The organism is Streptomyces sp. NPDC060198, assembly GCF_042728415.1.
In the GTDB taxonomy this organism is placed as follows: domain Bacteria; phylum Actinomycetota; class Actinomycetes; order Streptomycetales; family Streptomycetaceae; genus Streptomyces.
In genome coordinates this window covers 1-11,323 of the sequence record NZ_JBHWZJ010000233.1, presented here as the reverse complement: position 1 = coordinate 11,323, position 11,323 = coordinate 1, and the positions used below count along the sequence as shown (strand labels likewise).

Annotated in this window: 9 protein-coding genes and 1 pseudogene; 6 read left to right on the top strand and 4 right to left on the bottom strand. The window is 73.6% G+C overall.

What is annotated here, in order from left to right:
• Positions 1 to 129: 129 nt before the first annotated feature.
• A pseudogene (locus tag ACFWEP_RS24230) lies at positions 130 to 330 on the bottom strand (hypothetical protein); the annotation flags it as partial.
• Between the two features lie 209 nt (positions 331 to 539).
• Here ACFWEP_RS24230 and ACFWEP_RS24225 point away from each other — a divergent pair.
• Positions 540 to 1,742 carry a bifunctional adenosylcobinamide kinase/adenosylcobinamide-phosphate guanylyltransferase gene (locus ACFWEP_RS24225; RefSeq protein WP_387372818.1) on the top strand — a complete coding sequence of 401 codons (1,203 nt, stop codon included), beginning with the start codon at positions 540 to 542 and terminating at the stop codon, positions 1,740 to 1,742.
• A 66-nt stretch (positions 1,743 to 1,808) separates the two neighbouring features.
• On the opposite strand, the gene ACFWEP_RS24220 is transcribed toward ACFWEP_RS24225, so the two are convergent.
• Complete coding sequence (locus tag ACFWEP_RS24220; RefSeq protein ID WP_387372816.1) at positions 1,809 to 2,813, bottom strand: SGNH/GDSL hydrolase family protein; 1,005 nt, start codon at positions 2,811 to 2,813, stop codon at positions 1,809 to 1,811.
• Positions 2,814 to 3,109: 296 nt separating this feature from the next.
• Between ACFWEP_RS24220 and cobT the strand changes: the two genes are divergently transcribed.
• A complete protein-coding gene (cobT, locus tag ACFWEP_RS24215) occupies positions 3,110 to 4,210 on the top strand; it encodes a nicotinate-nucleotide--dimethylbenzimidazole phosphoribosyltransferase (protein WP_387372814.1) in 1,101 nt (366 codons plus the stop codon).
• Positions 4,211 to 4,222: 12 nt separating this feature from the next.
• On the opposite strand, the gene ACFWEP_RS24210 is transcribed toward cobT, so the two are convergent.
• Positions 4,223 to 4,984: a hypothetical protein gene (locus ACFWEP_RS24210; RefSeq protein ID WP_387372812.1), complete on the bottom strand. Its 762-nt coding sequence runs from the start codon at positions 4,982 to 4,984 to the stop codon at positions 4,223 to 4,225.
• Positions 4,985 to 5,111: 127 nt separating this feature from the next.
• On the opposite strand from ACFWEP_RS24210, the gene ACFWEP_RS24205 reads away from it, so the two are divergent.
• The gene (locus ACFWEP_RS24205) at positions 5,112 to 5,897 is read left to right on the top strand and encodes an adenosylcobinamide-GDP ribazoletransferase (RefSeq protein ID WP_387372810.1); all 786 of its coding nucleotides are present in this window, start codon (positions 5,112 to 5,114) and stop codon (positions 5,895 to 5,897) included.
• 123 nt (positions 5,898 to 6,020) lie between these two features.
• Here the strand turns inward: ACFWEP_RS24205 and ACFWEP_RS24200 are convergent, their stop codons facing one another.
• Positions 6,021 to 6,854 (bottom strand): endo alpha-1,4 polygalactosaminidase, encoded by an 834-nt coding sequence (locus ACFWEP_RS24200; RefSeq protein ID WP_387372820.1) that lies wholly within the window; start codon positions 6,852 to 6,854, stop codon positions 6,021 to 6,023.
• A 319-nt stretch (positions 6,855 to 7,173) separates the two neighbouring features.
• Between ACFWEP_RS24200 and ACFWEP_RS24195 the strand changes: the two genes are divergently transcribed.
• The 3 genes from ACFWEP_RS24195 to ACFWEP_RS24185 all read left to right on the top strand — a co-directional run.
• Positions 7,174 to 8,715, top strand: coding sequence for a leucyl aminopeptidase (locus ACFWEP_RS24195; protein ID WP_387372808.1), 1,542 nt, complete (start codon positions 7,174 to 7,176; stop codon positions 8,713 to 8,715).
• A gap of 356 nt (positions 8,716 to 9,071) precedes the next feature.
• Positions 9,072 to 10,460: a dihydrolipoyl dehydrogenase gene (gene lpdA, locus ACFWEP_RS24190; protein ID WP_387372806.1), complete on the top strand. Its 1,389-nt coding sequence runs from the start codon at positions 9,072 to 9,074 to the stop codon at positions 10,458 to 10,460.
• 56 nt (positions 10,461 to 10,516) lie between these two features.
• A partial coding sequence (locus ACFWEP_RS24185; protein ID WP_387372804.1) for a biotin/lipoyl-containing protein occupies positions 10,517 to 11,323 on the top strand: 807 nt, incomplete at its 3' end.

Genomic DNA, 11,323 nt, shown 5'->3' with positions numbered 1-11,323 from the left:
GTCCGGGAGGTTCCGGGGCCGCCCGCTCCCGTACGGTCAGACGGTCTCCGCGTCCGGGCCGGGCTCCGCCGCCGCGTCGGTGCCGGAGGGCTCGTCGGGCTCCGGGTCCACGTCCGGAGCCGGGTCGGGTTCCGCGTGGAGGCTCATCGGGCCGTAGATCTTCGTGGAGTCGTCGAAGAGCGTCACCTGGTCCGCCCCGCCGTCCAGGAGTTCCTTCCAGAACTCGCCGATCCAGGACTCCGCGTCACCCTGCGTCGTGAATTCCTCCGGCTGCAGCGCCGGCTCCGTCTCCGTACCGTCGGACTTCTCGAACCGCCACGTCCACGCCATGTCAGCCTCCTGGGTCCTGATGCTGCCCCGAGCCTAGGGCCTCCACCCGCGATCCTGCCGCGATCGTCCGGAACATTGCCGTCGGGGGTGCCCGGAACCCGCTCACGCAGGCCCCGGCGGGAGGCCGCGGGGGTCCGCGGGTGTCCGCGGCGTGTCTCGCGGGCGCGGCCGGGCGCGCACGCTCGGCGCGCACGCGGCAGGATCATGGTGTGGAACTGACTCTCCTCGGCACCGGAGCCCCCGGCGGGCTGCCCCGGCCCGACTGCCCCTGCGCCGTGTGCGCGACCGCCCTCGGCGGGTCCGCGCGGGCCACCACGGCCCTGCTGGTCGACGACGCCGTGCTGCTCGACCTCACCCCGGGCGCGGCGCTCGCCGCCGCGCGGGCGGGTCACTCGCTGGCGGGGGTGCGCCAGGTGCTGCTGACCCGCCCCCAGAACGGGCCCGCCGTCGAGCTGCCCCCCGGGCTCCCCCGGGCGGGCCGGGTGCCGGACGGACAGGTGCTGACGCTGATCAGCGGGCACCGGGTGCGGGCGGTGCCGATGGACGCGCCGGGCACGGGGTACGAGGTCGTCTCCCCCGCCGGCGAACGGCTGCTGTACCTGCCGCAGGGCGCCTCTCCGGCCGGGCTCGCCGAGCCGTTCGCGGAGCCGTACGACCTGGTGGTCGGCGATGTGGTGGGGCGGCCCGACGCGCTGGCGCGGCTGCGTGCGGTGGACGCGGTCGGGCCGGTCACCGAGATCGTCGCCGTCCACCTGGACCACGACGCCCCTCCCGGGGCCGAGCTGGACCGCCGGCTCGCGGCGGCCGGTGCCCGGGCGGTGCCCGACGGGACGACGCTGGTCACCGGGGAGTACCGCACCCTCCCGGAGGTGCCCCGCCGCACCCTGGTGACCGGGGGCGCCCGGTCGGGGAAGTCGGTGGAGGCGGAACTGCGGCTGGAGACCTTCCCGGACGTGGTGTACGTGGCGACGGGCGGGCGGCGGGACGGGGACACCGAGTGGGCGGCGCGCATCGGGCTGCACCGGGAGCGCCGGCCGTCCGCCTGGCGCACCGAGGAGACCTGCGAGGTCGCGGAACTGCTGCGGGCGGACGGGCCGCCGCTGCTGATCGACTGCCTCTCGCTCTGGCTGACCGACGCGATGGACCGGGTGGACGCCTGGGACGACGGCCGGTGGGCGGACGGCGGCGAGAAGGCGCTGCGGGCGCGGGTCGCGGAGCTGGTCGCCGCCGTGCGGGAGACCTCGCGGACCGTGGTGGCGGTGACGAACGAGGTGGGTTCGGGCGTGGTCCCGGCGACGGCGGCGGGACGGCGGTTCCGTGACGAGCTGGGGCGGCTGAACGCGGCGTTCGCGGCGGAGTGCGAGACGGTGCTGCTGGTGGTGGCGGGGATCCCGGTGGTGCTGCGCGGCTGAGGGCGCGGGGCCGCGGGCGCCGGGCGGGGGCGCTCCCCGAGCCGCGCCCGGCACCTGCCGGAGCCGCTACCCCAACCGGTTCAGCACGGCCGTCGCCATGGCCTGCTCGCCCTTGGCGTTCGGGTGGGCGGGAGCCGCCGGCGAGGCCGGCACCAGCGGCTCGATCCAGCGGTTCTCGGGGGCCTCGCACATGTCGTGCCCGACGGTGGGCCGGTAGGTGTCGACGTACTCGGCACGGTTGCGGACGGCCACCTGGCGGAGCATCGCGTTGAGCCGCTTCTCGGTGTCGCGCAGGTAGGGGAAGTCCCCGGCCGCGAAGGGCACCGCGGGGAAGCAGCCGCTGCCGTCGTCGGGCAGCAGGTCGGGGTACCCGACGACCAGCACCCGGGCGTGCGGCGACCGCGCGTGCACGGCACGCAGGACGCGCTCGATCTTCGGAGCGGTCAGCGCGACGGCTTCGGTCAGCTGGTCCGTCCCGGAGGCGGTGTAGTGGCTCCGGCACGGGTCGCCCGCCGGGTTCTGGACGCCCAGGCCGGCACAGGTGGCGATGATGGACCCGAAACCGATGTCGTTGCCGCCTATTTGCAGCGTGACGAGATCGGTGTCGCGTCGGAGCGCCTGCAGCTGCGGGGGGTTGGTGCCCTGCGCGGTCCACATCTGTTCGGTCGTCGCACCGCCACAGCTCACGTCCAGAAACGCGGACGCGTCCCTCCGCCCGGCGACCAGGGAGGGGTAGTTGCGGGCGGAGCGGGCACAACCGAGGTCGACCTGCGGGGGGATGGCGGGCCCCGACGTGTACGAGTCTCCGAGGGCGACGTAACGCAGGCCGTGCGCCGGAGCCCCTCCGTGCCCGTGACCGCCTCCGTGGCCGGAGCCTCCGTGGCCGTCGCGTTCGCCGTGCCCGGAGCCGGCGTGCCCGGATTCCCCGTGCCCCGAGCCGGTCCCGTGCGCGGCGGCCGGTGTCACCGTGGCCACGAGCAGCGCGCAGCTCCCGAGCGCCGCCCCCAGCGCCATCGCCCGTGCCCGACGCCGTGCCGCCGTACCCGTACCCGCAAGTCCGTTGACCGCCATGCCTGTTCCTCCCCGTGGGACCTGGACACCGCCGCGCGAGACCGTCACCGCACGACACGACGGAGCTTGTATACCGCCGGGTAGCTCCACGCGGCCAGAGGCGGGCGGCGGCAATCTCTCCGGCGGGTCCTCCCGGCCCCGGAGCACGCGCGCCGTGTCGTCGCGGGCCGGGCCCCCGGCGGGCGCCCTCGCGGCGATCGGGGGAAGGATGCGGCGGATACTGTCCGGATACTGTTCCGCAGGGAGCCCGCAGCGGGCTCCGGCCCCCGACGCAACGACCCGCGAGGCAGACCTCCGTGAACCTGGACGACTTCTCCGACCTGATCGAGCGCCCCGACGGCGGTGTGCGGCGCGACGCCGAGGAACGCCGGGGACGGCTGATCGTCCCTCCCGGCGCGCTCGGCCGGCTCGACGAACTGGGCGAGTGGCTGTCCGCCGCGCAGCAGTCCGTGCCGGTCCGGCCCGTGGAACAGCCGCGCGTGGTGCTCTTCGCCGGTGACCACAAGGTCGCCGAACTGGGCGTCTCCGGGCGTGCCGCGGGGAGCGCGTACGAGCTGGTCCGCGCCACCCTGGACGGGGCGAGCCCGCTGGCGGTGCTGGCCCGGAGCTTCTCGGTGCCGGTACGCATCGTCGACGCAGGCCTGGACTGCGACCCGGAGCTGCTGCCGGAGTCCGTCGTACGCGGCCGGGTGCGGCGCGGGACCGGGCGGATCGACGTCGAGGACGCCCTGACCGCCGAGGAGGCGGCCGAGGCCGTGCGGCTGGGCATCCGGATCGCGGACGAGGAGGCCGACTCCGGTACCGACCTGGTGGTGCTGGGCGACCTCAGCGTGGGCGGCACGACGGCGGCGGCCACCCTGATCGCCGCGCTGTGCGGTACGGACGCTTCGGTGGTGACCGGGCGCGGCGGCGCGGGGATCGACGACCTGGCGTGGATGCGCAAGTGCGCCGCGGTCCGGGACTCGCTGCGCCGGGCCCGTCCGGTCCTCGGGGACCAAGTGGAGCTGCTGGCGGCGGTGGGCGGCGCGGATCTCGCCGCGATGACCGGGTTCCTCCTCCAGTGCGCGGTGCGCCGTCTCCCGGTGGTCCTGGACGGCGTGGTCTCGGCGGCCTGCGCCCTGGTGGCGCAGCGGGCCGCGTTCCGGGCGCCGGACTGGTGGCTGGCCGGGCAGGCGAGCGGTGAGCCGGCGCAGGCGAAGGCGCTGGACCGGATGGCGCTGACGCCGTTGCTCGACCACGGGGTCACGGTCGGCGAGGGTACGGGCGCGCTGCTGGCCCTCCCGCTGGTGCGGGCCGCCGCAGCCTTCGCCGCCGAGCTGCCGGAGCGGGAGCCGGAGAAGCCCGTCGACGAGCCTGCCGAGGAGCGGGACGACGTCGTGGCTGACCCGGCCGTCTGAGCGCCTGCCGGGTCAGGGTTTCGGGCCGGGCAGCGGTACGCGGTCCGGGGCCCCGCCGATCAGGTCCTGGAACTTGCGGCGGGGCCCGGCCCAGCGCACGTCGTGGTGGTAGGCGCGCAGCACCGCGCGGGCGCGGGTCCGGTGGCGGTGGCCGTAGAACCGCTTGGCCCACGGTGAGGCGGGGCGGGCCAGCCGGAGGGCGCCGATCACCGCGACGAAGGGGACGAGGACGCCGACGACCGCCATCCGCGCCTTGCCCTTGAAGAGCGTCACCAGGACGAAGAGGAAGTTGACGACCATCGTCAGGACGAGGCCGAGCCTGCCGCTCTCCTGTTCGTCCGTCAGTTCGTTCACCCCGAGGGGCGAGAAGCCCGCGAGGGCCAGCACCACGAGCGAGGTGGTCAGCACGACCATCTCCACGCTCTGGCGGCCCTGTTCCGTCCAGTAGACGTCGTCCAGGTGCAGGATCAGCGCGAACTCGTCCAGCACCAGGCCCGCCCCGACCCCGAAGATCACCGCGAAGACCATGGCGGTGATGCTGTGCTGGCCACTGGCGACGGCGCCGAAACCGCCGAGGACGGAGAGCACCACACCGGGGACGACGTGGTGGACGTGGACCCCGCCGGGTGTGATGTTGCGGAACGGTCCCTTCCCGGCCCGGATCATGCGGGTGACGGTGCGGGTGATGGCGAAGGTCAGCACGAAGGCGGCCAGCGCGAGGAGCAGCGGCAGTTTTCCCGGTTCGGTGATGTTGGTGTGCCACCAGTGACCCATTCCACCCTCTCCCGACCGAACCCCTTGTGTGCATTCGTCACATCTTGTCCGATCGGTCGGCGTTGCGCGCGGGCTGAGGCCTCCGTCCCGACCGGACCGTCCGGCGGGAGGCACTAACGTGCTCGCGGTGAACTCCCTGAACGGCCACGGCCTCCGTTTCGCCTTCGGCACCCTCACCGTGCTGCCCGTCCGCGTCACCCGCTGGGACCGTGACGCCGCCCGCGCGGGCATGCTCTGCGCGCCCCTCGCCGGGCTCGTGGTGGGGCTGCTCGCGGCGGGACTGGGTTCGCTGGCGCTGCTGCTCGGTTCGGGCCCGCTGCTCGCCGCGGTCGCCTCCGCCGCCGTACCGGCGGCGCTCACCCGGGGACTCCATCTGGACGGCCTCGCGGACACGGCGGACGGCCTCGGCAGTGGCAAGCCGGCCGAGGACGCGCTGCGGATCATGAAGCAGTCGGACATCGGGCCGTTCGGCGTGATCACCCTGCTCTTCGTCCTGCTGGCCCAGGTCGCCGCCGGCTACGAGCTCTACGGGCGCGGCTGGGCCGAGGGCGCGGCGGGCACGGTGGTGGCCGCCGTCGCCGCCCGTCTCGCGCTGACGCTGGCCTCGCGCCGGGGCGTACCGGCGGCCCGTCCGGAGGGGCTGGGCGCAGTGGTGGCCGGCACGGTTCCCGTGCCGGGGGCGGTCTCTGTCGCGGTGGTCGCGGTCGCGGCCTGCGCGGCGGCCGGCGGGGCGCAGTGGGCCGGGGCGGGCGGGGTGGTGCACCACGCGCTCGCCGCGCTGCTCGCGCTCGGGGCGTCCGAGGCGCTGCTGCGGCACTGCGTGCGGCGGTTCGGCGGGGTGACGGGGGACGTGTTCGGCGCGGTGGAGGAGACGGCGGCGACGGCGGCACTGGTGGTGCTGGCACTCGGCTGACGCGTGTCCGTACGGGCCCGGGCCCGCTGTCGGGTCATCCGTACCGGCCGCGCCCCACCGGGCCGGGGAGGAAGCACGGCCGGGGAGGAAGCTCGCGGCCGGGCGGTACGACACCGCGGCGGTTCACGCGCCCGCCGGGGCCCCCGTCCCCGTCGTGCAGCTCTTGCGCCAGACCCCCAGCTCGTACTTCTTCTCCAGCGAGCTGAGCCCGAGTTCGCGCGAGCGGGCGCAGAACGCGGCGGCCGGGAGTTCGTACTCGACGTGGAAGACGGCCTTGTCCGCCTCGACGAACGGTGTCAGCTCCTCGCACTCGCCGTACTGCGCGCACTGCTCGTTCACCGCGAAGTCGAAGTCCGGTTCGAGCGCGGGGATCTGGTCGAGGTCGTTCTTGAGGCCGACGGCCAGACCGTGGCGGTGCGCGATGCGGGCGATCAGCCGGTTGTACGCCAACTGGTCGGCAGCGGTGAGCGGGAAGCCGGTGTCGTTGCGGTAGCCGTCCATGTTGTCCGGCTCCACGGCGTCGAAGCCCTTCTTCGCGCACATCGCGATCCGGGCCTCCATCAGGGGCTCCAGTACGTCGGTGCGCCGGACGTCGAGCCAGCGCTCGCCCTCCCAGCCGTTGCCCTTGCCCAGCACGGAGGCGGGGAACGCGTCGGCGTCCGGACGGAAGTCCTCGTGGGCGCCCGTGGAGAGGTAGCAGATGACCTTGCGGCCCCGGTCGTGCAGACCGGCGACGGCGGCGGCGTCGTGGTCGAAGCCGTCGATGTCGTACACCGGTACGTCCACGCCCGCGTCGAGCCGCCCGGAGAGCTGCCACTGCCAGTCCACGCCGGGCCGCGGCTGCCAGCGCCCGGCCGACGAGGCCGCGGGGGCCCTCGGGGCACCCGCCGCGGAGGGTTCGCCCTGTGCCCCGCGGGACTCCCCCGAGGTGCAGCCGGAGAGCAGCAGCGACACCATCAGGAAGGTGACCGCCACCGTGCGGCCCGGCCTTGTCCCGTACACCGTTGCCCGACCCCGTTCCCGTACCCGCGCACCCGCCCCGGCGCACCTTCGACCCATTGCCTCACAACGACCCTATGCGATGGGTCCGTTCGCCCCGAGAACCGCCCTGACCGGCCCGGACGTCCTACTGCTGCGACCACCGCCGTGATTCGGCTCAAACGGCGCGCGTAGGCTCGTTCCCCGGGCATTGCGGACACGTCTACGATGCGCCGGGCACGGTCGGCCCACCCCTCGACCGATTCCATGTACTCAACGGAAGCGAGAATTCACCACCGTGACTGCTCTCACTCTCAGCACCGCAGGTGCGGCGACGCTGCGCGCCGACGCACTCGTCGTCGGCCTCGCCAAGGGCTCCAAGGGACCGGTGCTCGCACCGGGTGCCGAGGCCGTGGACAAGGCGTTCGACGGAAAGCTCGCCGCCGTCCTGGAGACCCTGGGCGCCACCGGTGCCGAGGGCGAACTCACCAAGGTTCCCGCCGTCGGCGGCCTCAAGGCCCCCGTCGTCGTCGCGGTCGGCCTCGGTACGGCCCCGGACTCGGACGACGCCTACGACTCCGAGACCCTGCGCCGCGCCGCCGGTGTCGCGGCCCGTGCCCTGACCGGCGCGAAGAAGGCCGGCTTCGCTCTTCCGGCCGCGACCGTGGAGGACGCCGGCGCCGTCGCCGAGGGCGCCCTGCTCGGCGCGTACGCCTTCACCGCCTACCAGGGCGGCGAGAACAAGCTCGCTCCCAAGTCGGCCAAGGACAACGGCCCGAAGCTGCCTCTCGCCGAGGTCACCGTCCTCGGTGCCAAGCCGCGCGACAAGGCCTTCAAGGCAGCCGCCGAGCGCGCCGTCGCCGTGGCCGAGGAGATCAACCGCGCCCGCGACCTGATCAACACCCCGCCGAACGACCTCTACCCCGAGTCCTTCGCCGCCGTGGCCACGGCCGCCGGCAAGGAGCACGGCATCAAGGTCCAGGTGCTCGACGAGAAGGCCCTGGTCAAGGGCGGCTACGGCGGCCTGATCGGTGTCGGCCAGGGGGCTGTTCACGGCCCCCGCCTGGTGAAGCTCGCCTACACCCACCCGAAGGCGGAGAAGACCCTGGCCCTGGTGGGCAAGGGCATCACCTACGACTCGGGCGGCATCTCGCTCAAGCCGGCCGGCCACAACGAGACGATGAAGTGCGACATGAGCGGCGCCGCCGCCGTGTTCGCGACCGTCGTCGCCGCGTCCCGCCTCGGCCTGCGCGTCAACGTCACCGGCTGGCTGGCGCTCGCGGAGAACATGCCGGGCGGCAACGCCACCCGCCCGGGGGACGTGCTGCGCATGTACAGCGGCAAGACCGTCGAGGTCCTCAACACGGACGCCGAGGGCCGGCTCGTCCTCGCCGACGCGCTGACCCGCGCCTCCGAGGAGGCCCCCGACGCGATCGTCGACGTCGCGACGCTGACCGGTGCCATGGTGCTGGCGCTCGGCAACCGCACCTTCGGCATCATGGCGAACGACGACGCCTTCCGTACGTCGATCCACGAGATCGCCGAGGAGGTCGGCGAGGCGTCCTGGCCGATGCCGCTCCCCGCGGACCTGCGCAAGGGCATGGACTCCCCGACCGCCGACATCGCCAACATGGGCGAGCGGATGGGCGGCGGCCTGGTGGCCGGTCTGTTCCTGAAGGAGTTCGTCGGCGAGGGCATCGCCTGGGCGCACCTGGACATCGCGGGCCCGGCCTTCCACGAGGGCGCGCCGTACGGCTACACCCCCAAGGGCGGCACCGGCTCCTCGGTGCGCACCCTGGTCCGGCTCGCGGAGCTCACCGCCGCCGGCGACCTGGGCTGACCACCCGCCGGTCCGCCGTGACCGACCTCGTACAGCCCCGGGCGGATGTCCGGGGCTGTACGCATTGAGTGCGCCGTACGAACGGGGGCAGGCTCCCGTTCGAACCGGTTTCGCTCTGGACGAACTCGCCTGAATCCATATGTTTCTGCGCGGATCGGACCCGTGACGTGACGCACGGCGCCCCGTCCGGAACGGGCCCCGCGTCCCGTCGGCGGTCAACAAGTGCGAAGATGGGTTCTCGGCAGGACAGGGCCCCCACCACAGGGCCGAACGACTCAAGCGGCCGAACACCAGCCGACCGGCCGGTCACACCCCACGGGGCCCGGCGTACGGCGCACATGCATGGAGGACGTGACGTGGCGAACGACGCCAGCACCGTTTTCGACCTAGTGATCCTCGGCGGTGGCAGTGGCGGTTACGCCGCGGCCCTGCGCGGAGCGCAGCTGGGCCTGGACGTCGCCCTGATCGAGAAGGGCAAGGTCGGCGGTACCTGCCTGCACAACGGCTGCATCCCGACCAAGGCGCTGCTGCACGCCGGCGAGATCGCCGACCAGGCGCGCGAGGCCGAGCAGTTCGGTGTCAAGGCCACCTTCGAGGGCATCGACATCGAGGCCGTCCACAAGTACAAGGACGAAGTGATCTCCGGCCTGTACAAGGGCCTGCAGGGTCTCATCGCCTCGCGCAAGGTGACCTACCTCGAGGGTGAGGGCCGCCTGTCGTCCCCGACCTCGGTGGACGTGAACGGCGAGCGCATCCAGGGCCGCCACATCGTGCTGGCGACCGGCTCCGTGCCGCGCTCGCTGCCGGGCCTGGAGATCGACGGCAACCGCATCATCTCCTCGGACCACGCGCTGAAGCTCGACCGTGTCCCGAAGTCGGCCATCGTGCTCGGCGGCGGCGTCATCGGTGTCGAGTTCGCCTCGGCGTGGAAGTCCTTCGGCACCGACGTGACCATCGTCGAGGGCCTGAAGCACCTGGTCCCGGTCGAGGACGAGAACAGCTCGAAGCTTCTGGAGCGCGCGTTCCGCAAGCGCGGCATCAAGTTCAACCTCGGCACCTTCTTCGACAAGGCCGAGTACACGCAGGACGGCGTCCGCGTGACCCTCGCCGACGGCAAGACCTTCGAGGCCGAGGTGCTGCTGGTCGCGATCGGCCGCGGCCCGGTGTCGCAGGGTCTCGGCTACGAGGAGGCCGGGGTCGCGATGGACCGCGGCTACGTCCTCGTCGATGAGTACATGCAGACCAACGTGCCCACGATCTCGGCCGTGGGCGACCTCGCCCCGACCCTGCAGCTCGCGCACGTCGGCTTCGCCGAGGGCATCCTCGTCGCGGAGCGGCTGGCCGGCCTGAAGGTCGTCCCGATCGACTACGACGGCGTGCCGAAGGTGACGTACTGCCACCCCGAGGTCGCCTCCGTCGGCATCTCCGAGGCCAAGGCCAAGGAGATCTACGGCGCGGACAAGGTCGTCGCCCTCAAGTACAACCTGGCGGGCAACGGCAAGAGCAAGATCCTGAAGACCGCGGGCGAGATCAAGCTCGTCCAGGTCAAGGACGGTGCCGTGGTCGGCGTCCACATGGTCGGCGACCGCATGGGCGAGCAGGTCGGCGAAGCTCAGCTGATCTACAACTGGGAGGCGCTGCCGGCCGAGGTCGCGCAGCTCATCCACGCCCACCCGACCCAGAACGAGGCCATGGGCGAAGCCCACCTCGCGCTGGCCGGCAAGCCGCTCCACTCCCACGACTGATCCAGTCCCGGGCGACGACCGACCACTTCCGCAATTCGTAAGGAGCAACCGAAACCATGTCGGTTTCCGTAACCCTTCCGGCGCTCGGCGAGAGCGTCACCGAGGGCACTGTCACCCGTTGGCTGAAGGCCGAGGGCGAGCGCGTCGAGGCTGACGAGCCGTTGCTGGAGGTCTCGACCGACAAGGTCGACACCGAGATCCCGGCCCCCGTCTCCGGCATCCTGGCGTCCATCAAGGTCGCCGAGGACGAGTCCGTCGAGGTCGGCGCCGAGCTGGCCATCATCGACGACGGCTCCGGCGCCCCCGCGCCCGCCGCCGCCCCTGCCGAGGCTGCCGCTCCGGCCGCCGCGCCGGCCACCGAGGCGCCCACCGCCCCGTCGACCGAGACCGAGGCTCCCGCCCCGGCCCCGACCGCCGAGGCCGCCACCGGCGCGTCCTCCGCCGAGGGCACCGACGTCACCCTCCCGGCGCTCGGCGAGAGCGTCACCGAGGGCACCGTCACCCGCTGGCTGAAGGAGGTCGGCGAGGAGGTCACGGAGGACGAGCCCCTGCTCGAGGTCTCCACGGACAAGGTCGACACCGAGATCCCGGCCCCGGTCTCCGGCGTGCTGCTGGAGATCGTCGTCGCCGAGGACGAGACCGCCGAGGTCGGCGCCAAGCTCGCCGTCATCGGCGCCAAGGGCGCGGCTCCGGCCGCCGCTCCGGCCCCCGCTGCTCCGGCTCCGGCTCCGGCCGCCGCTCCGGCCCCCGCTGCTCCGGCTCCGGCTCCGGCCGCCGCTCCGGCTCCGGCTCCGGCCGCCCCCGCCGCTCCGGCCCCCGTGGCCGCCGCGCCGGCTCCGGCCCCCGCTGCCCCGGCTCCGGCC

Bases quoted from the DNA above. Each gene is read 5' to 3' on its own strand.
- ACFWEP_RS24220 (WP_387372816.1), bottom strand. From the start codon at position 2,813: ATGGCGGTCAACGGACTTGCGGGTACGGGTACGGCGGCACGGCGTCGG.
- ACFWEP_RS24210 (WP_387372812.1), bottom strand. From the start codon at position 4,984: ATGGGTCACTGGTGGCACACCAACATCACCGAACCGGGAAAACTGCCG.
- ACFWEP_RS24200 (WP_387372820.1), bottom strand. From the start codon at position 6,854: ATGGTGTCGCTGCTGCTCTCCGGCTGCACCTCGGGGGAGTCCCGCGGG.